This is a genomic window from Paraburkholderia sp. UCT70 (genome assembly GCF_050434085.1).
Taxonomy (GTDB): Bacteria; Pseudomonadota; Gammaproteobacteria; order Burkholderiales; family Burkholderiaceae; genus Paraburkholderia; species Paraburkholderia tuberum.
In genome coordinates this window covers 1357612-1383722 of sequence record NZ_JBNPVZ010000003.1, presented here as the reverse complement: position 1 = coordinate 1383722, position 26111 = coordinate 1357612, and the positions used below count along the sequence as shown (strand labels likewise).

Annotated in this window: 19 protein-coding genes and 8 pseudogenes; 11 read left to right on the top strand and 16 right to left on the bottom strand. The window is 61.8% G+C overall.

What is annotated here, in order from left to right; translation table 11 throughout:
* Nucleotides 1-14: 14 nt before the first annotated feature.
* Nucleotides 15-920: an NAD(P)-dependent oxidoreductase gene (locus OKW41_RS24365; protein WP_429447583.1), complete on the top strand. Its 906-nt coding sequence runs from the start codon at nt 15-17 to the stop codon at nt 918-920.
* Nucleotides 921-1081: 161 nt separating this feature from the next.
* On the opposite strand, the pseudogene OKW41_RS24360 reads toward OKW41_RS24365, so the two are convergent.
* Nucleotides 1082-1249 (bottom strand): annotated as a pseudogene (locus tag OKW41_RS24360) (IS6 family transposase); the annotation flags it as partial.
* Nucleotides 1250-1760: 511 nt separating this feature from the next.
* Between OKW41_RS24360 and OKW41_RS24355 the strand changes: the two are divergent.
* The gene (locus OKW41_RS24355; RefSeq protein WP_429574205.1) at nt 1761-2579 is read left to right on the top strand and encodes a formate/nitrite transporter family protein; all 819 of its coding nucleotides are present in this window, start codon (nt 1761-1763) and stop codon (nt 2577-2579) included.
* A 196-nt stretch (nt 2580-2775) separates the two neighbouring features.
* Here OKW41_RS24355 and OKW41_RS24350 read toward each other — a convergent pair whose 3' ends face one another.
* The 3 genes and pseudogenes from OKW41_RS24350 to OKW41_RS24340 all read right to left on the bottom strand — a co-directional run bounded on the left by OKW41_RS24350 (nt 2776) and on the right by OKW41_RS24340 (nt 5787).
* Entirely contained in the window at nt 2776-4107 is a 1332-nt protein-coding gene (locus OKW41_RS24350) for an OpgC domain-containing protein (RefSeq protein ID WP_429574204.1), read from the bottom strand.
* Nucleotides 4108-4165: 58 nt separating this feature from the next.
* A pseudogene (locus OKW41_RS24345) lies at nt 4166-4595 on the bottom strand (DDE-type integrase/transposase/recombinase); the annotation flags it as partial.
* 115 nt (nt 4596-4710) lie between these two features.
* Nucleotides 4711-5787 carry an aldo/keto reductase gene (locus OKW41_RS24340; protein WP_429574203.1) on the bottom strand — a complete coding sequence of 359 codons (1077 nt, stop codon included), beginning with the start codon at nt 5785-5787 and terminating at the stop codon, nt 4711-4713.
* A 209-nt stretch (nt 5788-5996) separates the two neighbouring features.
* Between OKW41_RS24340 and OKW41_RS24335 the strand changes: the two genes are divergently transcribed.
* The gene (locus tag OKW41_RS24335) at nt 5997-6911 is read left to right on the top strand and encodes a LysR family transcriptional regulator (RefSeq protein ID WP_429574202.1); all 915 of its coding nucleotides are present in this window, start codon (nt 5997-5999) and stop codon (nt 6909-6911) included.
* On the opposite strand, the gene OKW41_RS24330 is transcribed toward OKW41_RS24335, so the two are convergent.
* From OKW41_RS24330 to OKW41_RS24315, 4 genes are all read right to left on the bottom strand, one after another.
* On the bottom strand, nt 6886-7143 hold the full coding sequence (locus tag OKW41_RS24330) for a hypothetical protein (protein WP_429447590.1): 258 nt from the start codon (nt 7141-7143) through the stop codon (nt 6886-6888). The two genes, OKW41_RS24335 and OKW41_RS24330, sit on opposite strands and share 26 nt — an antisense overlap.
* Nucleotides 7144-7374: 231 nt before the next feature.
* Nucleotides 7375-8142, bottom strand: coding sequence for an amidohydrolase family protein (locus OKW41_RS24325; RefSeq protein ID WP_429574201.1), 768 nt, complete (start codon nt 8140-8142; stop codon nt 7375-7377).
* A gap of 19 nt (nt 8143-8161) precedes the next feature.
* Nucleotides 8162-8806 carry an amidohydrolase family protein gene (locus OKW41_RS24320; protein WP_429574379.1) on the bottom strand — a complete coding sequence of 215 codons (645 nt, stop codon included), beginning with the start codon at nt 8804-8806 and terminating at the stop codon, nt 8162-8164.
* Nucleotides 8807-8852: 46 nt separating this feature from the next.
* Nucleotides 8853-9095 carry a hypothetical protein gene (locus tag OKW41_RS24315; RefSeq protein ID WP_429448760.1) on the bottom strand — a complete coding sequence of 81 codons (243 nt, stop codon included), beginning with the start codon at nt 9093-9095 and terminating at the stop codon, nt 8853-8855.
* 55 nt (nt 9096-9150) lie between these two features.
* On the opposite strand from OKW41_RS24315, the pseudogene OKW41_RS24310 reads away from it, so the two are divergent.
* Nucleotides 9151-10149: pseudogene (locus tag OKW41_RS24310) on the top strand (glycogen/starch/alpha-glucan phosphorylase); the annotation flags it as partial.
* An 18-nt stretch (nt 10150-10167) separates the two neighbouring features.
* Here OKW41_RS24310 and OKW41_RS24305 read toward each other — a convergent pair.
* Nucleotides 10168-10355, bottom strand: a pseudogene (locus tag OKW41_RS24305) (transposase zinc-binding domain-containing protein); the annotation flags it as partial.
* A 449-nt stretch (nt 10356-10804) separates the two neighbouring features.
* On the opposite strand from OKW41_RS24305, the gene OKW41_RS24300 reads away from it, so the two are divergent.
* From OKW41_RS24300 to OKW41_RS24290, 3 genes are all read left to right on the top strand, one after another.
* On the top strand, nt 10805-11113 hold the full coding sequence (locus tag OKW41_RS24300) for a hypothetical protein (protein ID WP_429574200.1): 309 nt from the start codon (nt 10805-10807) through the stop codon (nt 11111-11113).
* A gap of 697 nt (nt 11114-11810) precedes the next feature.
* Complete coding sequence (locus tag OKW41_RS24295) at nt 11811-14489, top strand: DEAD/DEAH box helicase (protein ID WP_429574199.1); 2679 nt, start codon at nt 11811-11813, stop codon at nt 14487-14489.
* 22 nt (nt 14490-14511) lie between these two features.
* Nucleotides 14512-15534: a hypothetical protein gene (locus OKW41_RS24290; RefSeq protein WP_429447595.1), complete on the top strand. Its 1023-nt coding sequence runs from the start codon at nt 14512-14514 to the stop codon at nt 15532-15534.
* Nucleotides 15535-15657: 123 nt separating this feature from the next.
* Here OKW41_RS24290 and OKW41_RS24285 read toward each other — a convergent pair whose 3' ends face one another.
* From OKW41_RS24285 to OKW41_RS24275, 3 genes and pseudogenes are all read right to left on the bottom strand, one after another.
* Nucleotides 15658-16023: a hypothetical protein gene (locus tag OKW41_RS24285; protein ID WP_429447596.1), complete on the bottom strand. Its 366-nt coding sequence runs from the start codon at nt 16021-16023 to the stop codon at nt 15658-15660.
* Nucleotides 16024-16327: 304 nt separating this feature from the next.
* Nucleotides 16328-16618 (bottom strand): CopD family protein, encoded by a 291-nt coding sequence (locus tag OKW41_RS24280; protein WP_429574378.1) that lies wholly within the window; start codon nt 16616-16618, stop codon nt 16328-16330.
* Nucleotides 16619-16712: 94 nt separating this feature from the next.
* A pseudogene (locus tag OKW41_RS24275) lies at nt 16713-16970 on the bottom strand (IS6 family transposase); the annotation flags it as partial.
* Between the two features lie 54 nt (nt 16971-17024).
* Here OKW41_RS24275 and OKW41_RS24270 point away from each other — a divergent pair.
* Nucleotides 17025-18172, top strand: a pseudogene (locus OKW41_RS24270) (IS3 family transposase); the annotation flags it as partial.
* A 173-nt stretch (nt 18173-18345) separates the two neighbouring features.
* Here OKW41_RS24270 and OKW41_RS24265 read toward each other — a convergent pair.
* From OKW41_RS24265 to istA, 3 genes and pseudogenes are all read right to left on the bottom strand, one after another.
* A pseudogene (locus tag OKW41_RS24265) lies at nt 18346-18870 on the bottom strand (IS6 family transposase); the annotation flags it as partial.
* A 75-nt stretch (nt 18871-18945) separates the two neighbouring features.
* Nucleotides 18946-19734: an IS21-like element helper ATPase IstB gene (istB, locus tag OKW41_RS24260; RefSeq protein ID WP_429571136.1), complete on the bottom strand. Its 789-nt coding sequence runs from the start codon at nt 19732-19734 to the stop codon at nt 18946-18948.
* Between the two features lie 5 nt (nt 19735-19739).
* On the bottom strand, nt 19740-21263 hold the full coding sequence (gene istA, locus OKW41_RS24255) for an IS21 family transposase (RefSeq protein WP_312893031.1): 1524 nt from the start codon (nt 21261-21263) through the stop codon (nt 19740-19742).
* 299 nt (nt 21264-21562) lie between these two features.
* Between istA and OKW41_RS24250 the strand changes: the two genes are divergently transcribed.
* Nucleotides 21563-22714 (top strand): IS110 family transposase, encoded by a 1152-nt coding sequence (locus OKW41_RS24250; protein WP_429572848.1) that lies wholly within the window; start codon nt 21563-21565, stop codon nt 22712-22714.
* Between the two features lie 488 nt (nt 22715-23202).
* Nucleotides 23203-23313 (top strand): annotated as a pseudogene (locus tag OKW41_RS24245) (PDDEXK nuclease domain-containing protein); the annotation flags it as partial.
* 48 nt (nt 23314-23361) lie between these two features.
* On the opposite strand, the gene OKW41_RS24240 reads toward OKW41_RS24245, so the two are convergent.
* Complete coding sequence (locus OKW41_RS24240) at nt 23362-25149, bottom strand: Rieske (2Fe-2S) protein (RefSeq protein ID WP_429447598.1); 1788 nt, start codon at nt 25147-25149, stop codon at nt 23362-23364.
* Between the two features lie 276 nt (nt 25150-25425).
* Between OKW41_RS24240 and OKW41_RS24235 the strand changes: the two genes are divergently transcribed.
* Nucleotides 25426-25890 (top strand): DUF7686 domain-containing protein, encoded by a 465-nt coding sequence (locus OKW41_RS24235; protein ID WP_429574198.1) that lies wholly within the window; start codon nt 25426-25428, stop codon nt 25888-25890.
* Nucleotides 25891-26111 lie beyond the last annotated feature (221 nt).

Sequence of the window (26111 nt, the reverse complement as noted above, 5' to 3'; positions counted from 1 at the left end):
ACTGGATTATCGCCATGAAGATTGGATTCGTAGGTCTTGGCTCGATGGGCGCCGCAATTGCGATGAACCTGATCGAGTCGGGGCATGAGGTGCATGTTTTCAACCGCACTGCCGCGAGGGCGGAGCCTTTGCGCGCCGCTGGCGCACGGGTCGCCGCAAGCCCGGCGCACGCCGCGGCGTCGGCTGACGTCGTGTTCACGATGGTCGCCGACGATGCCGCGCATGCCGCCGTCACGTTCGGCGAGGCCGGTATTGCTAACGCGCTGCGACCGGGCGCGCTGCATATCTCGATGAGCACGATTAGCGTGGCGGCCGCGCAGGATCACGCGGCGCGCTACCGCGAAGCGGAACTCCCTTTCGTGTCCGCGCCGGTATTCGGCCGGCCCGACGCCGCGGCGGCGCGCAAGCTCTTCATCATGGCCGCGGGCGAGGACGCGCATCTCACCGTCGCGGTCCCGCTTCTCGAGCAACTCGGACAGTCGGTCGGCATCGTCGGCACGGATCCTTCGCAGGCGAACCTTGTGAAGCTGATCGGCAATTTCATGCTGTCCGCGATCATCGAGACTTTGGGCGAGGCCTGTGCGGTGGCCGGCAAGGCTGGCATCGACCCGATGCGCCTCGTCGAATTGCTGACGAGCGCGAACTTCAACGCGCCGCCGTACAAGATCTACGGTCCGTTGATCGCGTCCCAGCAGTTCCAGCCGCCGGGTTTTTCGTTGCCGCTCGGCCAGAAGGACAACCGGCTGATGCTGGCGGCCGCCGAGGCGCTGGGTGTGCCGTTGCCGCTGGCGAGCCTCGTGCGTGACCGCTTCCTGACCTTGCGTTCGCAAGGGATGGGCGCCGCGCACGACTGGTCGGCGGTAGCGTTGTGTGCGTTGTCCGATGCGGGCATGAGCAAGCCGGTCCACTTTCCGACCTAGCCGCCTCGCGACTGATTCGGCGGTCTTCACGCTGAGCCACACGATGACGAGCGCTGCCGCGGCCAGCCGCGGCCGCAGTAAGCCGTCCAGGGGCTACCATCCGAATCTGGCTCTGGTGCAAATAGGTGGTGTAGACAAGATTTTCGTATAGAAAGGATACCTCATGAAACAGACAGGACGGCCTTCCAGAGTGCGGGTGCAGCGGTATCTTTGAGGCCGAGCTTCCCAAGACTGAATTGGCCTTTGCGAATACGGTGTACCAACTCAATACCTGAGAGAGTGATCGCTGCGTTCCTGAAACGTTTGAAGCCGAGCATGACTTTCGTCCGGGACTTGACACGAGGGTCCGATGCTCGAAATATCTCAATAATTCGGTCGAGCAGGACCACCGCAACCAGCGAACACACAGAATGATCACATCGCGGTCAAAGTGACGGCCTGCGAACAGTTCGTCAAGGCTCTTCGGCTTGCTCATCGTCGGCTCTCAATTCGTTCAGCCCGATACCTTGACCGATTTGCCCCCGCGCTGTTTGCACCAGAGCCCTTTTTCGGATGAAAGGCGCGTGGAGCGTGGGTTCCGGCAGCCGCACGCGGGCAGGAACTCAAAGAACATCTCTCTATTTAAGCAAGCGATCTTTAGGTCGAACGCCCTTTCGATGCGTCCGCAACAGAAAGGAGCACAGAAGCCGCCCTCCGACAGGGATACAGCATCAAGAAGTGGCTGATGTTACCTTTTCAGGCCGGTTTGGTAATGAAGAACGGCTTATACCGACCTATTATGTGCGCTAATTTGCCGCTCCCCCGGGCAGCCGATACGGGGGATTCTTTTCTGGAGCAGTGATGTACGCAGACAGTATTGATAAGTTCTCGAAAGCCGGTGCGTATAAAGTGTCGGTCGTTCTCCGCTCGCCGCTCACTTTCCTTATCGGCGCGGCAATGGCTGGCGCCTATATCGGGTTCGGCGACATTCTTATGTTTTCAGTTGGCTCGCATGTCGATCCAGCTTATGTGCACCTCATCATGGGGGGGGTTTTCGCGTGTGCCCTCACCATCGTGGTATTCGCTGGCTCCGATCTGTTCACCGGCACGGCGATGTATATGCCTCTTGCTGTATTTCGGGGTGAGACCGGCGTGGGTGGCATGCTCCTAGTGTGGGTGACATGCTGGATCGGCAACCTGATCGGCGCTGTCGTGCTCGCGGTGATACTGCACGCAGCCGGGGGGGGAGTACTGCTAACCGACGGTTCAGAGATTTTCTTCAAGACGGTCGAGACGAAGATGGCGACGCCTGGGGTCCCGCTGTTCGCGAAGGGCCTCCTGTGCAACTGGCTTGTCTGCCTGGCGATCTGGATGGCAGCTCGAACGAACAATGACGGTGCAAAGCTGGGACTGATCTTTTGGCCCGTGTTTGCGTTTGTTGCCTGCGGCTTCGAGCACAGCGTCGCAAACATGTTCGTGTTCGCGCTTGCACTAATCGGCCAGCACCCGACCAACATCACGTTTGCCGGTGCTTTGCATAACGAACTTTTTGTCACGCTAGGCAATCTGGCCGGTGGTGGAATCTTCGTCGGCCTTGGCTATTGGCTGCAAGAGAGCGGTCTTGGTCATCGTTCGAAAGCCCGCGCAGCCGTGTCCGCGAGCGGCGTTCGCACGAACTAACGCGGCGATTTTTCTCGGGACTTCGCTTTGCCCCGCAGATGTCCGCGGCGACAATTCGGTGCCGACAGAACCAGCGAGCGGTCCGCCTCCGGAAAGCGATTCGCAAAGGCGGCGGCAATCACGCGAACTGCCGACAATGGTAGCGATGCCGATGTCCAGTGCCCACATGAGGTCCGTGAGCGCGTCGGCATAGCCCTCAATCCCCGGTGTCGCAACCCGCAATGGTGCGCTCTGACCGTAACCCGGGGCGACCCACGCCACGACCCGAAAGCTCTCTTGGAGACCGGCCGGCTGGGCGCGATACCCCGCGGAACTCGAACCGATACCGTGAAGAAGAAGTGCGGCGCGTCTCCCAGACACGGCGCCCCGCTATTGACCGTTCTTGTTTCGGAGCAACGGCTCGGCATCCGTATTGTCCAGTTCTGTGCTGCCGCTGTGATATCGGGCGATTCGCTTTGAGCCTGGCAGTAGCGATGGCGACGGCGAGTACCGCTGCGATCGTCAGCAAGTCGGCCGATAGCGCCGCGGCAACCGCTTGCGTGCGTGTATGGAAGGCGGACGCCGCGACCTGCAGCGCGGTGTCGGCAACGATCGAAATGAGCGTTCCCCAGATAAAACAGGTCAGCCCCTGGCGACCGACCGTGACCACTGGCGGTAGCGCCGCGGCCAGCCGGTCGATCCAACCGAGCCGGCTCAACTGGGCGACCAGCCAGGCGATCGAGACGAAGCTGACAACTCTCAGGGAACTCAGGTGCTGTTTCAAATAGCCGGGTTCCGGCTGGTTGTCAATCAGCAACCTGTAAGTGGCAAAAGCCAGCGCGACGACAAGCGCGATCCAGGTCAGCCGCAGTCCGGCGCGCGAAGCCTGGAACACGGCGGACACCGGATGCAGTCGGCATAGCATGCCAAGCACAAACATCAACTGCCACGCGAACGGATCGAATGACCAGCCGATCGGGTCGGCGCTCGGCAGCAGATGCGCAAGCGAAGGTGCGCACAGCCACAACGCCAGGCTCGCCAGCAACGCGGTGGCCGGCTGGCGGCGAACGACCGGCGCGACCAGCGGCACACACAGCGCGAACCCGATATACATCGGCAGCACCGCAGCCAGATCAGGCTGGCGCCGTAGCGTGGCGATATCGAGTAGCGTTTGGAGCGGCCGGACCAAAAACAGTGGCGCATCGGTGTAGGTCAGTACGGCGGTGTGAATGTGCAACGCGATCATTGCCAGGCCGCACAGCAGCATCAGAGCGGCCGTCAGGAGATAGCCACGATAGATTTCCCAACTGCGTTTTAGAAAGCGGCGCTGCGCCTGCGCTGCGCCACCGCGCGCTGTCATCGCGCAATAAGCGGCGGCGCTCGCATAGCCGCCGAGAAAGACGAAGACTTCGGCCCCGTCGCAAAATGCATAGGTATGCAGTGTCAGATGCGAGAGAGCGCTGTGCGAGACGTGGTCGAGTGTAATCACGATCAACGCCAGGCCGCGCAGGAAATCGACGCTCGTTGAACGAGTGGAATCTCGACTCACGGTGGTTTTGTCGCAGTAAGGAATGCGGGGCGAAGGAGATCGATATGCACAGTACTGCTTATATTGCGAGGTCGTAAAATGGGCCGGCGGTGGACAGATGGGTCCGGCGAGCACACTTCATCTGTCCCTTGCCGATCATGTGCGTTACTTCGATGCCGCCAAGCAGGATCCGTGCGCAGCGGAATGTCTTGAATCCCAGCATGGATCGCGTGCGTCGCCTGATCGCCCGACGGTCCTGTTCGACGAGGTTGTCGAGGTATTTGGACTGGCAGATCTTGACGTATCACACGCACGGGCCTTGTCGACGGCGCGGTACAGATATTTCCATTGGCCCTTGACCTTGATGTAGGTTTCATCGACACGTCAGCTCTTGCCGACGGGAAGCTGCGATGGCGAAACGACTTCTCCACGGCACCGGCAACAGTTTTATCGCCCAGCGGTGCGCGGTGCGAATGATGCACCGAGATTCCACGCTCAGCCATCATTTCAGGATTACATCCAACCGATAGTGAAGGCGTTTGAGCAACTTGCTACGCCGGCGTTTGGCGACTTCATCGTCGGTTACATCGTTCGTTTCAAGGACGCTCACCATCGCAGATCGTCTTACTGCGACAGAGCCCGACCCTGTGCGTCGGGATAGGGTCCCAGTAACGACAGGTCAGGCGCCCCAAGGCGATCATGGGCCGTCTGTAGCTGATGCCAGTATGGATAGAGCAGGGGCGGCGCGCTCACCGTGTCGAGCCGCTCGCGCTGCTGGGCGGTCAACGTAAGATTCGCGGCGCCGAGGTTGTCGCGAAGTTGTGCTTCGTTACGTCCACCGATAATGACCGAGGTGACGGCGGGGCGTCCGAGCGTCCACGCAAGCGCGACCTGCGCGGCCGAGACATCGTGCTCGCCGGCAATCTCGACCAGTGTGTCGACAATCGACCACAGGCGCTCCGCGTCGCGGATCGGCGGCTCGGTCCAGCCGGCGAGCTGGCGCGTTCCCTCGGGCGACGTGTCGCGGCGGTGCTTGCCGGACAGCAGGCCACCTGCGAGCGGGCTCCAGACAAGAATGCCGAGCCCTTGATCGAGCGCGATCGGCGCGAGTTCGTATTCCGCTTCGCGTGCTTCGAGCGTGTAGTGAATCTGTTGGCTCACAAAACGCGGCAGACGATCGCGTTCGCTCACGTGCAACGCCTTCATCAAATGCCAGCCGGAGTAGTTCGAGCAACCGACATACCGGATCTTGCCGTGCCGAACCAGCAGATCGAGCGCTTCAAGCGTTTCTTCCAGCGGCGTGAGTCCGTCCCATTCGTGCACCTGATAGAGGTCGATCACGTCGGTCTTGAGGCGCCGCAGGCTCGCTTCGCAGGCCTCTATCAGATGATGCCGCGACAGACCCCGATCGTTCGGTCCGTCGCCCATCGGGAAGCGGGCCTTCGTGGCGATCAGCACGCCGCCTTTGCGTTTGCCGCCGAGCGCTTCGCCGACGATTTCCTCCGACGCGCCATTGGAATAGACATCTGCCGTATCGATCAGGTTGACGCCCGCGTCGATGCACATGTCGATCTGCCGGCGCGCATCGTCGAGGCCAACCTCGCCGACGCTCGCGAATTTGCCCTTGCCCCCCATCGTCATCGTGCCTAGCGTGATGGTGGACACCTTCAGGCCCGAACGGCCCAGTTGACGGTATTCCATGATGAAACAATCTCCATAAATGTTGCCCGGAATCCACGGCCGCGGTGCGGTCGTTAAGTCCCCACTGCGCGAGCACTTCGTGCCCGGTGGTCCTCTGACGCTCCGGAGCATCCGACAATATCGAAGATCGACTTAACATTCCAATAGAAAGATATGATCCAATTGTGCGGTTTTCGTGATTAATCGTCTGTGGTGAGAAGGGTGCTAACGTGGACTTGAAGCAGCTCGAACATTTCGTAGCGGTCGCAGAAGAGCGGCATTTCACGCGCGCGGCGCGTCGACTTAACCTCGTTCAGTCCGGCTTGTCGGCATCGATCCGCTTACTGGAGGACGAGCTGGGCGGACCGTTGTTCATCCGCAGCACGCGGCGAGTCGACTTCACGCCTGCCGGCGAAGTGCTGTTCACGCAAGCGCGGCGGGTGCTCGCGGCCGCGCGCGACGCGCGCCACGCCGTGACGCAAGTGCATGGGCTCGCACGCGGCCGGCTCAGCATTGGCGCCATTCACGGTCTCGCGCCTTATGTCGATCTGCCTGCTACCTTGGGACGGTTTCGGGCCGCGTTCGGCGGGATCGATATCCACCTGACACTCGATGGCTCGCGCGCGTTGATCGACGAGGTGCGGGAAGGACGTCTTGACCTCGCTTTTACCCAGCCCTCGGATTCGCCAGCGGACGGTCTCGGATCGCAAATGTTCGCGTGTGAGGGAATGGTCGTCGTCTGCGCGACGCATCATCGACTGGCGGGGGCTAACGGGCTAAAGCTCGCGGATCTTTGCGAAGAAACGTTCGCCGATCTGCGTCCAGAATGGAGCGTGCGACGGCTCGTCGATCGAAGCTTTGCCGCCGCGGGGCTGCAGCGCCAGATCAGCTTCGAGGTCAACGACATGCCGATGTTGCTTGAATTGGCGGCGCAGGGGCTTGCGATAACGATCGTGCCGGAATCTGTCGCCTCCGCCAGGGTGCGCGACACGCGTGGCGCGCCGATCGCCACGGCGACTCTGCGCGAAGCCGAGGAGCCGTGCTGGGAACTCGCGGCTGTTTTCAAGGGCAGCGCCGCAGAACCACTCGTGCCCGTCGCCCGTGCTTTTCTGGATTTGCTCAAATTACCCGCAGTGGCGACCTGACACTCCACTGCATCAGGGCAATTATTGGGAATGTTCGCAAGCAAAGCCAGGCAGCAACACCGTATCGGGCGAGGCGCAAGGCTTCGATGTGATGGGTTCGAAGGCGGTCCAGGATCGCATCGATCAAGCCGAGATTTAATCGGCTGCTCGTCGTATCGTAGCGAATCAGTTCGTCGGCCAACGCGAGATAGGCGGGGCGTTCGTTAGTATCCAGTGCTGGCTTATCAAACATGACGTGCGCCCTCGGGCTCTCCTGGCAACATCGAGCGATTGTCGGCGGACGAAATTCACAACATGCACGTGGTATTCGAGTCCAGCGGCGGGGAAGAAGGCCGTGGCCAAAGCGGGCGGGGCGAACCGATGCGTGGAGCGCACTATCAATCGTTCGGCGCGGAGCTACATTAAGAACTCCGACGCAGACCGGCAAACTTACGCTCGCAACTCGCGCCTGCCACATCGCACATCAGCGAGCTAGCTTCGCCGCACAGGTTTTCCAGTCCGCATGCAGCGTCTGGGCCCGCGCGTACACCTTTTCCATTTCGGCGCGCAGCGGCGCGACCGATTCATCGGCGAGATCAAACTCGGCGCTGAGCGCCCCGTAGGCTGCGCTGATTTCACGCAAAAGCGCCGGCTCGTCGACGCGGGTGAGCCTTCCGTTGCGCAATACGGCGTCGCTTGCGACGAAGACGCTGTCGATCGACGCGCCACGTTCGGCGTAGACCAATTGGCGCACCGGGTCCGTCAGCGGCGTGAAGCTGATCGTATCGGTGCGATACGCCACCAGGTCGGCACGATAACCCGGCGCAATCGCGCCGAGCTGGCCGCCGAGTCCGAGCGCGCTCGCTCCGCCCACCGTGCCCGCGCGCAGCGCTTCGGATGCCGATAACCAGCGCGAATGGTCGTTGCCGCGTATCTTCGAAAGCGCTGCGGCGCTGCCCAGCACGTTGAGCATATTGCCGGTGACGGTCGACGCGCAGCCGTCGGAACCCAGGCTCACGTTGACGCCTGCGTCGAGCAGCGCGCGCACCGGTTGCACGCCCGAGCCGAGCATCAGGTTGCTCCACGGGTTGCGCTGCACGCTGGCGCCCGGCTGAGCGAGGCACTCGATCTCGGCATCCGAGAGCCACACCGCGTGAATCAGCGAGGTGCCGGCCGCAGAAAGCCGAGTTCGACGAGACGCATCACCATGGGTTTGCCGTAAAAGGCCTGCGCCGTGACCACCTGCAGCCATGTTTCCTGCACATGGATAATCACCGGCAGCGCATGCGCATCGGCAAACGCGCGGCAACGCGCAAGATATTCAGGCGTGCAGCGCTGCGGCGCCGAAGGCGAAATCGCAATGCCAACCCGGTTGTGGTGCGGATGGTGTTGTGCGAGTCGGGTTTCCAGCAGAGCAAAGAACGCGTGTCGACGTCCGGGAAGTTGTCGACGATCGCACGGTCCATCATCGAAAAGCCGACCAACGCGCGAATGCCCGCGTCTTCATAGGCCTGGAAAATCGCTTCGACGGTGGCGGGGTCGATCGACTGGCCGAGGCTTACGTCATCCACCAGTGTGGTCGCGCCGCTGCGCAGCGCCTCGAGCGCGCCCACCATTGTGCGCAGATAGGCCTGGCGCGGCGTGAGCCTGGCCGGACGAGGCGCGCGGACATAGTGCATCCACAGTTCGAGCGGCAGGTTTTCGAGCCGTCCTTTATGAAAATGCTCGTGCGAATGCTGGTGGCCGTTCACGAGCCCCGGCACCAGCAGGCAGCCGTCGAGCGGCACGCGCTCGCCGTCGGTGGCGCTGCCGCCGGCCACGACCGCTGCGATCCGCTCGCCTTCAATCACAACGTCGACGGGACGCGGGACGTAACGCTGCTCGGCGCCGAGCACAGCCTTCACGTTGGAGAGCATCTTGCGCACGTTTTTCACCTGATTGGACAAAGACTCGTTGCAGCGGTTAGCGAAACTGCCGGGACAGTCCGGCGAGCCGCTCCATCAACAACATCGAAATCAAGGTCACGACGATCAGCACACCCGAGGCTGCGGCCACCCGCACGTCCAGGCTGTCCTCGATGATGTGCCACAGATGGATCGGCAACACTTCGGAGCGCGCATCGGAAAGGAACAGCGACAGCGCGACGTTATCGAACGAACTCATGAACGCGATGAATGCGCCCGACGCGATGCCGGGCACGAGCACCGGCAATACGACGAGCCGGAACGTGAACCAGCCGCTCGCCCCGAGGCACCTGGAGCTGGCGATCGAGGAAGAGCCGGGATTGGGCAATGGAGGTCTCGGGAGGCTTGCTGCCTGTTACCTGGATTCGCTTGCGACGCTCGAAATCCCTGCCATCGGGTACGGCATCCGCTATGAGTTCGGCATCTTCCACCAGGATATCCGTGACGGTTCACAAGTCGAGTTGACTGACAAGTGGCTCCACTGGGGAAATCCATGGGAATTCGTTCGCCCGGACGTGAGCTTCTATGTTGCCTTTGGCGGGCACACCAAAAACGAGATCGACGCGCAGGGCCGTTTTGTCGTTCGGTGGATACCGGCGCATCAGGTCAAAGGCGTGGCCTGCGACATGCCCATACTAGGTGACCGGGTCAACACGTGTAACGCGTTGCGTCTGTGGAAGAGCGAGGCGGTCGAATCATTCGACCTGCAGGATTTCAACGCCGGCGACTACTATGAGGCGGTACAGGAGAAGGTGATCTCCGAGACGCTCTCAAAGGTGCTGTATCCCAACGATGAGCCCGAGGCCGGCAAGCGATTGCGCCTGGCCCAGCAATATTTCTTCGTATCCTGCTCGCTGCAGGACATGCTGCGCCTGCTTGACCGCAGGCGGGAACCGGTGGAGCACTTCGCGAACATGTTCACCGCGCAGTTGAACGACACCCACCCGTCCATCGCGGTAGCCGAACTGATGCGCCTGCTGGTGGACGAACGTCTCGTGCCATGGGACGAGGCGTGGGACATCACCCGCCGCACGTTCGCCTATACCAATCACACACTGCTACCTGAGGCACTTGAGACGTGGGGAGTACCACTGTTTCAAAGCCTGCTGCCGCGGCCGCTCGAGATCATCTACGAGATCAACCGCCGGTTCCTCGACGAGGTTCGGCAAAGGCATCCCGGTGACGATGCCCGCGGCGCGCGAATGTCGCTGATCGACGAGAGAGGGGAGAAGAGGGTCCGCATGGCCCATCTGTCGACGATCGGCAGCCATGCTGTCAATAGTGTGGGCGAGCTTGCAGAGCGCGATTCGTCCGCGATTGCAACAGGAGTTGTAGGCGACCTCGATCTGTGCGTAGCCGGAACAGCGCAGCAAGTGTCCCCCCAGCGCCGCGCTGCGGCACAGTTCGATGGCCGACATGACCTTCAGCTGCCCCAGGCTCAGCGACACCGTGCGTCGCCATACTGGCCCTGGGCGCGGAAGATGTCCGCGACCTCCAGCATGGGGTACTACACTGCGCCCACGTTACTCGGAGGGCGGACGCTCCGGCGGACTGGTAACTTCGCGCAGCAGGTCGGTGGCCACCTGCACGTACTTGAAATGTGCTGCAGCGCATTTCATCTACCTGCACGGAGATGATGTCAAGGGGGCACGACAGATGGCTGGCATTCGGCACCAGAAAAAGAGGTTGCGGACGTTCGAGGGGCGAAGTCCACAGACGGATCATCGGCCAAACCCGCCATTCGGGTAACCATAAACTTGACGCGCGTGAGTGGCAGCTTACGCGAGGACCGTATGATCTGATCGCCGTTGCCCCACCTCCGACACTCGAGAGAATCGACAACTCGATGACGCAGAGCAGCCTTTGAGCGACCGCTTACAGGTGTCGGCATTGTCGTTGGCCCAACGCAGTCTGATCTATGACGCGCGCCAAAGCGTGTGACGGAACCCATTGGCCTCCCTGTGCAATGAATCGGGAAGTCGCGTCGACGACCGTTTGATAGATGTCTTCATCGAATACGTCAAAGACAGGTGCGACGACCGACTCCGCGAGGGCAAATTGCTGCTTTTCGAATCTGCTCGCGTCGATGCGACCTTCCGCATCGAAAGTGAGCATGGAAAACGTGCTCCGAACGACGCGCACCGGGTTTCTGGCCACGAGTTCGACTACGACGCTGGCCATTCGCGCTCGTTGCCCCGCAAAAACGGGCAGACTGTGGCTTGCCGGATCTCGCAGCATCCTGTTGAACCTGGTGCCTGAGAGCCGCGAGAGGGTATCGTCGCGAGCGATCACAAACGTTCGGCAAGAAAATCCCATGGTTCTGCCCCTTGCATTAACGGTGATGCTCACCACGCCCGGCGAGATTCCGCAACGCGCATCCGAGCAGGCTATTCGCCGCTGTACCTTACACCGCGCGCGTGACCAGGCTTCGGGGCGTCCCGGTCGATGCCCGGCTCCGGAGGTTCAAGGAGCAGCGTTGAACGTCCGCAGGTCCAACAGGACACTCTGCCATTTGGTCGTTTGTAACAAGCGCAACTGATTTTCGGCGGGCGGGTGGGAGCGCCATCGGCATCCCATCTCGTATGAGTCAGGTTTTGGTACCCTTTCATCGTGAGCCCTGTTTCCCTAGCCGGATTCGAAAATTCACGGGGACCGCCGTGAAGGTTGAAGGTCGGTCAGCCGGTGGCAGAGCGGGGGCGAGCTTCCGTGAGTTGATACGTAGCAATCAGGTTGTCCTACAGCAGATGAAAAGACAGTTCACAAGACATGCTCAACGCAGCGACCAGGCATACCCCGGACGCTTGGCCCACCCCACAATCCCGGCGAACCAGGCGCAGACGGAACTTCGCCCAGTTCGCACTGGGCCGGCGGGCCTGCCGGTTGTTTCCGAGGCCGCTTTCCGTGAAAACAGGCCGCTTCAGCGCTTGTTGCAACAGTGCCATGAGGACGGGCGTTTTTGACTGCTTCCGACATTCTCGCGCCACACCTGACGCCCGGTGGTCACCTGCTTGCAGTTCCAGAGGACGACGCGCCACTATTGGCGGATGAAATACGACCGCGGCTAGGCAGTTCTTTTGCGCTTGGCGCAGGACATGGCCTGCTGCATCTGGGAACGGCGGAAATCGGCCGCGTTTTGCCGCCCGCCTGGGCCTGGTGGCGAGATTTTGCCGCGCGCTATGTCGCCGCCTTGTGCGCCACACCCGAGGGCGGCGAGATTGCGGTCGTCACGCCCGCTGCCAAGGACTTCGATGCCCTGATTGCCGATGCGCCGCCGATGACGGGCGGGGAGTATCTAACGCCAGATGTGCTAACCACGCTGTGGGGCGAGATCGATACAGCCTTGCACCAGGAACTGGCGACCGCAATGGTCTCGCTTCAGGATTTCCTCAAGTTGCGCCACCCGGCCTGGAATCTGGTCGGCCGTGTGCATTTCAACCTCGCTGAGAACCGCAAGGACACGGAGTCACCGTTCGCCTTCCTTGCGACTTACACCTCGCGCCTGTCGGCCCATGGCAAAGCGCAACACCAGCCACTGTCGCAAGCCCTGGCGGAATTTTCGGGAGCCAGGAGCAAGGCGCAGCTCCTGTCATTACTGCTGCCGGTGCAGCGCGCCGCGGAACACTGTGATTGGCTTCGCGAAATGGTGGATACCGGCGAGATATACCATCCGCTGCGCTGGACGCCGCTTGACGCCCATCGCTTTCTCTCGGACCTGTCCCAACTGGAGGCCGCCGGGATTGTCGTACGCACGCCAAGCGTCTGGCAGGCGGGCCGCCCTGTTCGCCCCGTTGTGAAAGCCAGCGTCGGAGCAAGACCGCCTTCGCTCCTGGGCAAGGATGCGTTGCTCGATTTCAGCATGGAGGTCTCCCTCGACGGCGAGCGTCTCAGCGCCTCCGAGGTCAGGGATCTGCTCAAAGGCGCCGATGGCTTGCAACTCATCCGTGGTCGCTGGGTCGAGGTGGACAAGAAAAAGCTCAGTCGGCTCCTGAAGCGATTCGAGGCCATGGAAAAGGCGGCACAAACCGGTCTGCCTTTTAATGAGGCCCTACGCCTTCTGGCGGGTGTTTCGCTCGACGATAACGCCGACCCCGCTGACCTCGACTGGTCGCAGCTTGTTGCAGGGCCCTGGCTGGCCGACATGCTGCAGGAATTGCGTCAGCCGGAGGGGTTGGCGCAGATCAGTCCGGGACCGGAACTCAAGGCGAACCTGCGGCCCTACCAACGGGCCGGCGTGCGGTGGTTGTACCTGCTCACCCGGCTCGGACTGGGCGCTTGCCTGGCGGACGATATGGGCCTGGGCAAGACCATGCAGGTACTCTCGCTGCTGCTCGTGCTGAAGCGTGAAAGCACCGAGGTGCGGCCCAGCTTGCTGGTCGCCCCCGCATCGCTGCTGGCCAACTGGGCGGCAGAGGCCGAGCGCTTCGCCCCGGGCTTGCGCCTGCTGATCGCCCATCCGTCGGTCATGCCGGCGGCCGATTTGCGTGCGCTCGACGCCGCGCGGCTTGCGGACATCGATCTCGTCATCACCAGTTTTGGCTCGCTGCTTCGCCAGCCGGTACTGGGGACCATCCAATGGCGCCTTGCCATCGTTGATGAAGCACAGGCGATCAAGAATCCGGGCGCCAAGCAAACGCGACAGGTCAAGCAACTCCAGGCGCAATCGCGCATCGCGCTGACTGGCACCCCCGTGGAAAACCGCCTGTCGGACCTGTGGTCCATTTTCGATTTTACCCACCCCGGTTTGCTGGGCTCGGACAAGGTCTTTGCCAAATTTACCAGGCGGCTGGCGAAGGCCGAGCACTTCGGCCCGCTGCGAACGCTCGTACGGCCCTACATCCTGCGCCGCCTGAAGACCGACAAACGGGTAATCGACGACCTTCCGGACAAGACCGAGCTCAAGGCCTGGTGCCACCTGAGCCCGACCCAGGCGGCGCTTTACCAGCGTGCGGTGAAGGATCTGGCCGCCGCGCTTGAGGACGCCGAAGGCATCGGTCGCAAAGGTGTGGTGCTGAGCTTCCTCATGCGCTTCAAACAGATATGCAACCATCCGTCGCAGTGGTTGGGTGACGCGGCCTGGAAGGCGGAAGACAGCGGCAAGTTCGCCCGCCTGCGCCAACTGGCCGAAGTCATTGCCGCCAAGCAGGAAAAGGTGCTGGTATTCACCCAGTTCCGCGAGACCACTGAGCCGCTGGCGGCATTTCTGGGTTCGATCTTTGGCCGCGAAGGTCTGGTGCTCCATGGCGGCACCCCCGTGGCCCGGCGCCGGGAGCTGGTCAAGCGATTCCAGGACGATGAGTTGACGCCCTTCTTCGTGCTCTCGCTCAAGGCCGGTGGGGCGGGGTTGAATCTCACCGCTGCTTCGCATGTGATCCACTACGACCGCTGGTGGAACCCGGCCGTGGAAAATCAGGCGACTGACCGTGCGTTTCGTATCGGCCAGCAGAGGAACGTCCTGGTGCATAAGTTTATCTGCCGTGGCACGATCGAGGACCGTATCGACCAGTTGATCGAAGTGAAGCAGCAATTGGTGAAGGATGTGCTGGAGGGCGGCGCGGAACTGCTGCTCACCGAGATGAGCGATCGTGAATTGCTCGATCTCGTGAAGCTCGACGTTTATGCCGCGCAAGAAAACTGATCGTCAGGAGAGAGGAAGCGCAATGGGTTACGGTTACGGGGGATGGAAGCCCTATGTCTCGGTCGCCGAGCGCAGAAAAAAGGCTGAACGGGCCGCCGCGAAGGCTAGGAAGGCTGGTGCGGTCCTGTCGCCAATCGCGTCGTATCGAGGCGCCATCGCCAGGACCTTCTGGGGCAAGGCCTGGTGTGACAATCTGGAAGGCTATAGCGACTATGCCAACCGCCTGCCGCGCGGCCGTACCTATGTGCGCAACGGTTCCGTGATTGACCTCCAGATTACGGCAGGCGAAGTGCGAGCGCAGGTAATGGGTTCGAGCCTCTACACGGTCGGCGTGAGCGTGAGGGCGTGTCCGGCAAAGCAATGGCGAACAATTGGTGCCGACTGCTCGGGGTCGATCGATTCGATGGTAGAACTGCTGCAGGGCAAATTCTCGACTGCCGTGATGGAGCGCATCTGCAAACCCGGAACGGGTCTTTTCCCAGTGCCGAAGGAAATCAGGTTCAATTGCAGTTGCCCGGACTGGGCGTCGATGTGCAAGCACGTAGCTGCCGTACTCTACGGCGTCGGCGCGCGGCTCGACCAACAGCCGGAATTGCTCTTCGCCTTGCGCCGCGTCAATGCCAATGATCTCGTCAGGCAGGCCGGCGCTGGCCTGCCCAAATCCACAAAACGACCCGCTACCAGCAAGGTGCTCGACGACGCGCTGGTGGCCGATGTGTTTGGCATCGAGATGGCCGACGCCTACTCACCGCCGAAGCCTGTTGCCGGACGTAACAAGCCACCGGCAGGTAAGGTGACAGCAAGGAAGGCGACCAGGTCGGCTGTCTCGACAACCCGCAAGCCACCGGCGAACGCAAAGACCGCGGAGGACAATAAATCGATAACAAAGAAGTTACCAGTCAAGCCATCCGCTGGGCCACGTAAATCAACATCGGGCAACATCGTTGCAGGTAAAGCAAACGTGGCGAACTCGCCTGCAACCCCGAAAGAGGCTGCAACAAGGAAACGCGCCATTACTAGACCGGTGAAAGGTACGTCCCGCTAAACTCGGATTCCATCTCGCATGGCTACGCGCGAAGCGATTGACGTCGATGAATGAAATTCTTTTCATCGATGCATCTAGGACTGCGCATCGTCATCGCGTCAGCTGACCTGATCTCATAACTCGTTAGACGCCCAATAGCCGAATCCGACCATCATAGTTCATCTGGATGAGCACCTCTCGCATGGCCTTGACCTCTCGCTCGTCGACCTTTCGAATATCCAGATCATAGTTCCGCAGGCTGGTTGTCAGGCGCACTACGGCTGATTTTCTGTCAAGGTGGAGTTCCTCCAGCAATTCCTCCTCGTCTTCCACGTACCGTTCAAACGAAACTGTCACCCCTCGCTCCCAATCTCCCAGCAGGTGTTCGTATTTCGGCGTGCGCAGAAGGGTAAGGCTTTCGATCTCAGTCGCATCCGCGGGGGCGATGACCGCAAAGGACACAATCAAGTCGTCCCCGTACTCAGTCGAGATAAACGCGACAGTTTCCATAATCTTCGGTCCATGATTTCCGCAGTCACAACGCACAATCATCGCGCCGCGATGATCTTTTTCCGACGAGGAGGTCAAGCACCAGCAACGATAGCATGGCGCATGACAGCGGGCGGCCGTCTGACTCGATCGCCCCAGCTTCTTTGAGTTACCTCGGATTGACCGGCGCCCACCCCTCATCTGGGGCAGTAACCGGCCAGTAGGTGTCACTCAGACCGGACCTGCGGCCATCCCTTCTCACTCCGACATGGAACGGTCGCCGGGAATGCTCATTTGCACCCTTGATCCCGGCCGGCCAATCCCCTTAGCTGCTCGAAGGCGACGTGTGCCCGAGCACAGCGGCCAACATCAGCACAGCGACCATTGCAAGCGCTTCCACGGCCAGCAGCCGGTTGAAGCCTCGCTGTGCACGGCGAAAGGCTGCGATGTCGCCAGTCACCGCCGACTCCAGGCGTGGCAGATAGATCATCCGGTTGTGGCCCCCCAGCAGCACCGCCAGCGTGACGAACACGAGTTTGAGCGTCAGCATCTGGCCATACAGCACGCTAAACAACGGCGCGCCGAGGTGAGCCGTATTCCGCATCGCGTTATAGATGCCCGGTCACGATCACCACACCGAGCGCGACGGTCGCCAAGGCGTTGTCACATTACCGATCACCCGGCGAATCATGGGCAGGTGAGTCAATCACTCAGAAGACTGCAGACGGATTCTGGGCAGTCTCGGTGAATTCGCGCCATGCGACAAACCGCGCGGCGAGCCGCTTGCGATAAAACGAAGCGCGCAGCAAATGACGCTTGAGCGCAAAGTGTTGCCGGATTGGTCCGAAGCACGAGAGGAAGACCTGCGTGCGTTCGGGTAGCCGGAACCCTCTCATGCGTCGCTCGCGTTCGCGCGTCGGCTGATGGCTGTTCTCTGCACGGTTGTTGACGCGGGCAGCCGCCTTGACTGAAGTTGACGCAGAGAAACGGACATCTATCCTTTGGAGAAGGAGGTGCCGATTATGGGCAAGCATCGTACCCCGTACCCGGCGGAATTTCGGGCGCAAATAGTCGAGTTGGTGAAGGCCGGACGCAGGCCGGAGGAACTGGAAAAGGAGTTCGAGCCGACCGCACAGACCATCTACAACTGGGTAGCGCAGGCTGATCGCGACACAGGCGTGCGGCATGATGGTCTGACCACAGCCGAACGGCAGGAGCTCGCACGGTTGCGTCGTGAAGTCCGGCAACTGAAGATGGAGCGCGACATCCTCTCTCACGCGGCAGCCTGGTTCGCGAGGGAGACGGGATCCATTCCACCGAAGGGCGGTACGGGTTCATGAAAGCGAACCGGGCCCGCTGGCCCATTGCGATGATGGCGCGGCTGCTCGGCGTCTCGACGAGCGGCTATTACACGTGGCTGGTGCGTGAGCCCGCGATGCACACACGCAGCGATGCGCAACTGCTCTCGCGCATCCGCACGCTACATGCGAGCTCGCGCGGCACGTATGGGGCACCGCGTATCCATGCGCAGCTCGCGCGCGAAGGCGTACACGTGGGGCGCAAGCGGGTGGCGCGCCTCATGCGTATGGCGGGTCTGTGCGGGGCAAGCCGGCGGCGCTGGCCGCGCACCACACGGCCACGCGCAGGCGCCCGGCGTGCGCCTGATCTGGTGCGCCGGCACTTCAGTGCCGACGCGACAAACGTGCTGTGGGTCGCAGATGCGACCTATGTACCCACGGGCGAAGGATTCCTCTATCTGGCGGTCGTGCTGGATGTGTTCAGCCGTCGCATCATCGGCTGGGCGATGTCCAGCCATCTGGATACCGAACTGATGTTACGCGCGCTGGACATGGCGTTGCAGCAACGACGCCATGACGGTGTGATTCTACATTCCGATCAAGGCTGTCAATACACGTCCATTGCCTTTGGACGGCGCTGCCACGAAGCAGGCGTACAGCCGTCGATGGGCACGGCCGGCGATGCCTATGACAACGCGATGTGCGAGTCGTTCTTCGGCACACTCGAAGCCGAACTGCTCTGTCGCGAACACTTCGCGACTCACGAACAGGCACGGCGGCGTCTGTTCTCGTTTCTGGAGAGCTGGTACAACATACGCCGCCTGCACAGCAGCATCGGCTACTGTTCGCCGCTCGAGGTCGAAAACCTGCATGCGCAAGGTCAAAGCTTATCGACGCGCGGGTTGTCCACCGCCAGGCAGCGTCGTGGTCGTGACAGGCGACCCGCCGCCCGACCGTGGACAACCCGCATTTCAACCTTATCGGGAGGTGCCACACCGAATTAAAACTCAACTGCAAATCTATCCGTCGAACCGGGTCAACCTCAGACGAACACATGCTTTATGTTCGCGAGTTCCGGGATTTCGGCCTTTTCCGCAGGGTAGCTGCGCAACTGGTCGGTGACGATTTTCTTCGGCACCTTGTGACAGGCCGCCAGTACGCGTTTGAAGAAGCGTTTGGCCGCAGCCTTGTCGCGGCGCTTTTGCAGGAGGATGTCGAGTTCGATGCCGTGCTGGTCGACCGCGCGCGACAGCACATAAGGCTCGCCGCGTAATGTCACGAACACCTCGTCAAGATGCCAGGTGCTGCCCGGCTGGCGCCGCGCAGCCTTGACACGATGTGCGAAGCCGGCGCCGAACTTATCGGCCCACCTGCGGATCGATTCATGGCTGACGACCACGCCACGCTCGAACAGCAATTCCTCGATGTCGCGCAGGCTGAGCTGGAAGCGAAAGTACCACCGAACGGCGTGGCTGATGATTGACACCTGGAACCGGTGACCGTGATAGATGCTATGGGAGGGCTGCGGAAGTAGGCCCGCTGGAGTAAAAACGGGATTCGTGTCACGGATCGGCGTAATCGAGCCGGTGATGATCGGCATAATGAGGCCACCAGAAGTGGCCCCGAAACGCGATTTCGAAGGGACTCAAGAATGCGGTTTTTTGCCAGATTTTGCAACGGCGTTTTCGCTGTTTTCAGGCATTGGTTTGGGCTTGCGGAAGCTGTCGCCTTCGATCACCACGCGATAGGCGCCGTGGCGTAGCCGGTCAAGCGTGGCGGCGCCGAGGATACGGTTGTCGGGGAACGCGTCGCCCCATTCGCTGAAGTCGAGATTTGAAGTCAAGACTGACGCCGCGCGCTCGTACCTGGCGGCAATCAGATCGTGGAAGTCTTCGTCGTGGGGCGGATGCAGGGGTTTGAGCGCGAAGTCATCGACGATCAGCAGCGGCACGCGCACGAACTGCTGGAACTTGCGTTCGTACAGGCCGGTAGCGCGCGCGGCGTGCAACTTCTTGAGCAGGTCAGTCTGCGTGATGAACAGCACGTCGCGCCCCTGGCGGGCCGCGCAGTGGCCCAGGGCCTGAGCCAGATGCGACTTGCCGACGCCCGTTTGGCCGACCATCAGAATGCAGACCTTCTCGTCGATGTAGCGGCCCGTGGCCAGATCGTGAATGTGCGCCCGATTGAGCTTGGGCAGCAGGTCAAAGTTGAAGCTCTCGAGCGTCTTGCCCAGCGCGAAGCCGGCGCGGGCGAGCCGCGCGCCGAGTTTCTTCTGGTCGCGCCGCGCAACCTCGTCGTGCAACAGCATGGCGAGGAATTCGGTGTAGGCAAGCTGCCCGTCGATGGCCTGCCGGTTGCGCTGTTCGAGCGAGTCGAGGATGCCCGAGAGGCGCAGTTGCTTGAGGATGGAATTCAGTTCTGGACTCGGATTCATGATGTTCAATGCAGCAGGATAGATTGGAGGTCGCGGCCGAAGCGGCCGCCGTTCAGATAGGTGTCGGCGGGTGCCGGCGTTTGCGCCGGGGCCGCCGCAGGCTGGCTGTCCAGCCCCTTGTCGAGAATGGTCTTGATGGTGCGGTACTTCGGGCTGGCGAACGTGAGCGCGCGTTCGCAGGCGGCATTCAGTCGTGCATCGCCGTACTTCTCGCGCATACGCACGATGCCCTGCGCGCCGCGCAGGTTCACGAGCACCGTATCGTTGAACAGCGCGAGAATCACCGCGTGGCAGGCTGGCCCGATCTCCTTTGCCCGGGCCAGACACCACTGCGGGTCGTGCTCAAGCCAGGCCTGTGCTTCAGGTGGCTGGTGGTCCCGTACCGTCGAGCGATCGCCGGGCTTGCGCTTGCGCACGTGTGTTGCGACGAGTTCATGCCGGTGGAACACCTGCACCACTGTGTCGGTCGCCTTCAGCCACAATTGCTTGCCCACCAGCGTGAACGGCACGGAGTACAACACCTTCCTGTAGACGACGTGTCCGTCCGTATGCACCTTGACCTCGCTCCACACGGCGAGCACCGGCGGCACATCGGGCAGCGGCGTGAGCAGCGGGCGCTCGATCGTAAATCGCGTCAATGGCTGTTCACGTGTCGTGCCGTGATCGCGCACACCGGCCTGCTGCATCACCCAGTCGCGCAACTGCCGGTTGGCATCGGCGAGATCGCGGAACTCGCGCAGCGGCACGAAGGATCGTTTGACGTATTTGACGCCCGATTCAACGATTCCCTTTTTTTGCGGGTCACGTGGCGGACATGCGTCGATCCGGAAACCGTATGCTTCGGCAGCCGAAGCATACGAGCGCTGCACCTCGGGATCGTACGTGCAGGCCTTGATGATCGCGCACTTCGCGTTGTCGATGATGACGCGGCCTGGACAACCACCGAACCATTCGAACGCACGCCGGTGGCAGGCCAGCCATGTCTCGACCGTCTGGTCCAGTACGATCTCGGCGTACTGATGCCGCGACCAGCACAGGGTCATGACGAAGAACCACGTCTTGAGCGGGATGCCGGACTCGTGCGTGAGCGCTGGCCCCGAGCCGAAGTCCACCTGCACGGCGTCAGCTGGCGCCCACTCAAGAATCGTCGTTGCGGTGACGCCGCGCTCGGCCTTCAAGTGCAGCAGGAAGCGGCGCACTGCCGAATAGCTGCCGGTGTAACCGTGGTTGCGTTGCAGCGCACTGAAGATCGTAGTGCCTTGTACGTCGGCGTCGAACCAGCCGCGCAACAGATCGCGAAACGGCTCGAGTGTGGAGATGCGGCTACGCGGCACCTTCGGGTCACGGCCGAAGATGCCCGCGAGCTCGGCATCGTCTGGCAAGGGCCTGCCCGGGTCGAGCCAGCCGTGGGTGAGCGCGACCTGCCGTACGGTCTTCAGCTTGCTGCGCCCCATCAGGCGCGCGCCGGCAATGTCGCGGTCGGAATCGCCCTGACGCATACGCGCCAGAACCTGTCGATACTCAAACACTTCGAACCTCCTGTTACTCATCGGCCCTCCGGGCAAAGAATCCGAAGGTACCGGGTTACGGAAATTCGAAATGCGTTTCGGGCTGCAGCCCGACATAACAACGAGCCGGTCAAGTGGCCCGATTACGCCGATCCTGAGGTGGCTCCTATACGCCGATCATCGAGTGGCTCCAATACGCCGATCCTGCACTGGCTCGATTACGGCGATCATCTGGTGGCTCGATTACGCCGATCCCGAAATGGCCTCATTACGCCGATCCGTGACAATTCATACTCGTTTTCTCCAAAGGAGCACGCAAAATGGATGCGCCTGACACAGCCCTTCGAGGGCAGAATACGACGGTAGTTGGCCGGCTGTACATGGCTTTTGAACTGGGCGATAAGAGCTGGAAGCTCTCACTGGGTGATGGCCACCGCGCGCCGAGCCGGTGTACGGTCGCCGCAGGTGATACCTCGGCGGTCCTCACCGCCATCGCGAACGCCAGGGTGCGTTGCCACCTCAGCGCCGGCGCACCCGTCTACAGCTGTTATGAGGCTGGCCGTGACGGCTTCTGGCTGCACCGCTGGCTGGCTCAGCAGGGTATTGCCAATCTCGTGGTGGATTCGGCCAGTATCGAGGTGAACCGGCGCTCCCGTCGCGCGAAGACGGACCGCCTTGACAGCGACAAGCTCCTCTCGATGCTTATGCGTTATTACGCGGGCGAGCACCGGCTATGGGCCGTCGCGCGCATCCCGACGCCTGAGCAGGAAGACGACCGGCGCCTGCACCGGGAACTGGAGCGCCTGCGGCAGGAGCGTACCGCACACACCAACCGGATCCGCTCCTTGCTCGTGCTGCACAACCTTCGGGTCAGGTATGTCGGTGGCCGGATCTGGACTCACTGGTGGGCCCAGCAGCGCGAGCAACTGCCGCCCGGCCTGCGCGCCGAGATTGAACGCGAATGTGAGCGGCTCGCGCTTGTGCGCAAACAGATAAGCCTGCTGGAAGCACTGCAGGACCAGCAGGTGCGCAGCGGCTCGCACCCCGGCATGGCGTTGCTGGCACAGCTTGCGGGCATCGGCACAGGCAGCGCCTGGACCCTGATGAGGGAACTGTTTAGCTGGCGGCAGTTTCACAACCGTCGGGAAGTGGCCGGCTGCCTGGGCCTGACGCCCACGCCATATGCCAGCGGCACCAGTCAGGTCGAACTGGGTATCAGCAAGGCGGGCAACAAGCGATGCCGGTGGTTGATGGTCGAGCTCGCATGGAGCTGGTTACGCTTCCAGCCCAACAGCCAGCTTAGCCGCTGGTTCAACCAGCGGTTTGCCGGCACCGGCAAGCGACTGCGGCGCATCGGTATCGTGGCGCTCGCACGCCGTCTGGCGATTGCCCTGTGGCGCTATCTGGAACACGGTGAAATTCCCGACGGTGCGATACTCAAGCCACGTGATGTCAACATGGCGAACGCCTGAACGGCACAGGATGGCAGGCGGTGTTCAACGGTCAACGCGCCCGTAAATCGCTCGGGCTACCCATGCGGGTAGCCGTTTGGATTAGATGGGGCGCGTCGGTAACAGAGTGATCCAGCGCTTTGCGCATGCGGCATGAGGTGACCGGCCTGGTTGGCCGGCACGGATAGAAGATCGACCCGGCACTGGCCGGGTCCCCCAAGACACTCTGACCTGAATGACATGACATCGACATGTTAACTTGCAAAAGGGTATATGCCATCAGCCCAGCCTCTGTGCTCTCCGGTTATCTACTGGCCGGCCTGCGTCTGGTCGTAGCAGGCGACCCCGCAGGCCGGCCAGTAGATAACCGGCAGTCCCAGGAGATTTCCTTCACATAACAGAATTTTTCCATTCAGCAGGGCTTGACTTTCAATACCTCATAGAAGAGCGATTTCGTCTTCTTCATCACGACGTCTTAGCGACCGGCCCCGCGAACGTGACAACGCCGGGTGGCCGAGTACCAGCTGCTTCGGCAGGTGCCAGAATCATGGGGAACGAAGCTGCCGTCAATCGACCAGATTGAAGCCGAGCTTCGGCCAGATCTGCACTACGACGCGTAGCAGACACTGCCGATGGACGAGCCCATGCGAAAGCCAGGACGGTTAGCGTCACGCGTTACGCGATCCAGCTACCTGATGTATTTCTCCGCCCCTCATCAGGCGCCGCGCGATGTCGGCCGTTTGCAGCGTTGCGCGTTCGGTCGGTGAATGGGCCGCGAGATAGCGGGCGACCGCAATGAGAACGTGCCGTCCCTCGGCAGTATTGCCGCATGCAGCAAACTGGCGGACGCCGGCCTCCAGCATCTGATAGGCATGAAAGCCCGCATCTTCGCGCAGTACCGCAACCGCAAGTGTGGCGATCAGTGCCTGGGGCGGATGGCCACGCGTGAGATGGCGCGCCACGAGCCTTGCCGCAAGATCGACCTGTCGCTGCCGGTCGAAGGCGTCGAGCAGGGCGGTCCGGATCGTCTCCTCATCGGCAGGAAGGTCGTCGAGCGGATCGTTGCCGTCGCCCGGGATTCGGGCCGGTGGCACATTCAGATACCGCGCAAGGTAGAGCGCCATGGCGGCGTGCAAGATGCCGCGAGCGGGCGCGGCGTCACTGTCGATACCCGCGGTCCCAATGCGCCTGAGCATCTGGTGGAGCGCGTTGGCATGGGTAAAAACGTGATGCGCGGTCTCCCAGTCGGCGTGCTCGTTGGCATCGCCGAAGCGGGCCATGCGAAGCGCCGCTCCATACGCGAGGGATTGTCCCAGGTCAGCCGGAGCGGCGCCTGCGAGAATCGCCGCCTTCAGCGCGTCAATAATCTTCGCCGGATCGTCTCCAAGCAGTTCCCGGGCGAGCGCGGCGTGCTGCGACCAGCCTTGCAGAGCGCGCCCGGCAGCGAAAAGGCGTGACATCTGGCTGGCTGCTTCGTCGCACAGCGCGACAAGATCAGCGGGCTGGCGCCAGGCGGTCGACTCCTCGGCGCCACGGGCGCTCACCATCTGGGCGACAACAGTGGGCAGCAAGGCTGACGCGTGCTGCCAGCCGATCAGGTCGAGGCACTCGAACGCCTTGTTGATGAAGTCGAGCAGATGACCGGTGTCGGCAAAAGCCCGCTCGGTCCCGGCGGACAGCAGGGCATCGGCGAGCACGGCCGGTGAAAGACCGGCGGCAATCGCCGTCAACAGCGTGCGCTCGGCCGCCTCGCGATGGCGCACGCTGGTCCAGAGGCGCTGCCAGCGCCTGAGCACGGCGAGCTCCGGCCGACTTCCCAGTGGTGCGCGCTCCCGCCGCGGTGCTTCGCCGTTGCAGTCCGCCGCCACATGACGCGCGCCGTGAAATAGGGCGAGATAGGCATCGTCCGCTGGCAGTACGGACAACAGGTTGGCGAGCGTCGTCAATATCGTGAGACCGACGCCCCAGCCATCACGGTTCTGCGCGCCGAACAGCGCGACCTGTCGCACAATATCGGCCACGGGGACGCCGGCCGCGAGCTGACCCTGCACGGCTTTGGCGATGACTAGTCCGAGCTCGTGTGCGAGCCCGTCCGCAAGTCGCTGATGCCAGTGCGTTGCAGGATCGGAGTATCCAAACGTGGTCGCCACCCAAACGTCGCCATTGCGGACCTCGACCGCGCAGGCCGGTACGTCGTCTGCCCAGAGGTCGAACGTGCAGCCGCTTTCCAGATCGAAGCGGGCGTGGTGCCAGTGACAGGTCAGGATGCCGTCTTCAACAGTGCCCCGCTCGAGTGGGAAGCCCATATGGGGGCAACGATTGTCGATGGCGAAGACGCGCCCGCGCTCATGGATAACGAGGATGGGACCATGGCTGCCCTGCACAATGCGCCGCCCCTTCGCTCGCAGCTCTTCAAGGCTTCCCGCGAGCACGAATCCGTCATCGGGTGCATCCATATTCGGCCTCCGGCATTCCTCCTTGCACGGGCGTCACAGGTACGTGCGCTCGCGTGCAAACACAAGCATACTCCGGGCAAACGCCGAGACGTGCGTGAGACCGGAATGCGAACGCTCCGTTTCCAGAGCCGGAGCGAATGTAAGCTTATCGAGTACCGCGATACTGGCTTGAGTGCCTGGCGGCCAGCCGTTGGGTAGGGCGCGCGTCAACGGAAATCCCATTATTGGAGATTGGACAATGCTTGCCGTCCAGTAATTGCAGCCAAAGGAGTGCCGATGACCGATGTCACGTGTGCCCAGTGCGGAGCAGCCACGTCACCGCACGACGTTGTCAGCGTCGCGTCACCGGATGGCACCTTCCGGTTGCTCTGCAGCCGCTGTTTCAACACCGAAATGGCCCGTCTTGCGGATGTCGACGCATTCGAACATCCGGAATTCACGCCCGTGCGCCTGCCCGATGCAGATGGTGTCGCTCACGAGTTTCATTTCCGCAGCCTGCTATTCGGCGATCGGCTTTCACTGGAGGCGTTCGAACTGGCTTGCGGTGACGAAGACTGCGGGGGCTTCCGCTTCCAGCTTTTGGGCGATCCGCGGACGGACCCGTTCGCGCTGTTGGGCCACCTGGTGCAGAAGTGCTGGGAGTTAAATTGTCATTCGCTACTCTGTTCGCCACCGCGTCCGATCAAACATTTTTGCTATTCGGCCATAACTGACGTTGGACCGGGCCGGGTTCTATGTTAGCTATGCGGCGGCTTGCCGACGTTGGCGGCATCGAGCAGAGGGCCGATAGCTTCCTGCATCGGAAACTCACACTTTCGACCCAGTTCGGTCGGTCAACTTTCTACAAACCAGCCATTCAATTGCCGTAGCGAGAATCGTCGAATAGTGGGCACTCCAGATTGAGCCGGAAGGTAGTCGCTCAATGGACCCCTCGCCGGGGATCTCATTGGAGCGATCACGCT

Bases quoted from the DNA above. Each gene is read 5' to 3' on its own strand.
- OKW41_RS24365 (WP_429447583.1), top strand. From the start codon at position 15: ATGAAGATTGGATTCGTAGGTCTTGGCTCGATGGGCGCCGCAATTGCG.
- OKW41_RS24355 (WP_429574205.1), top strand. From the start codon at position 1,761: ATGTACGCAGACAGTATTGATAAGTTCTCGAAAGCCGGTGCGTATAAA.
- OKW41_RS24340 (WP_429574203.1), bottom strand. From the start codon at position 5,787: ATGGAATACCGTCAACTGGGCCGTTCGGGCCTGAAGGTGTCCACCATC.
- OKW41_RS24330 (WP_429447590.1), bottom strand. From the start codon at position 7,143: ATGTTTGATAAGCCAGCACTGGATACTAACGAACGCCCCGCCTATCTC.
- OKW41_RS24325 (WP_429574201.1), bottom strand. From the start codon at position 8,142: ATGGCTGCAGGTGGTCACGGCGCAGGCCTTTTACGGCAAACCCATGGT.
- OKW41_RS24320 (WP_429574379.1), bottom strand. From the start codon at position 8,806: ATGCTCTCCAACGTGAAGGCTGTGCTCGGCGCCGAGCAGCGTTACGTC.
- OKW41_RS24290 (WP_429447595.1), top strand. From the start codon at position 14,512: ATGGGTTACGGTTACGGGGGATGGAAGCCCTATGTCTCGGTCGCCGAG.
- OKW41_RS24285 (WP_429447596.1), bottom strand. From the start codon at position 16,023: ATGGAAACTGTCGCGTTTATCTCGACTGAGTACGGGGACGACTTGATT.
- istB (WP_429571136.1), bottom strand. From the start codon at position 19,734: ATGAATCCGAGTCCAGAACTGAATTCCATCCTCAAGCAACTGCGCCTC.
- OKW41_RS24250 (WP_429572848.1), top strand. From the start codon at position 21,563: ATGGATGCGCCTGACACAGCCCTTCGAGGGCAGAATACGACGGTAGTT.
- OKW41_RS24240 (WP_429447598.1), bottom strand. From the start codon at position 25,149: ATGGATGCACCCGATGACGGATTCGTGCTCGCGGGAAGCCTTGAAGAG.
- OKW41_RS24235 (WP_429574198.1), top strand. From the start codon at position 25,426: ATGACCGATGTCACGTGTGCCCAGTGCGGAGCAGCCACGTCACCGCAC.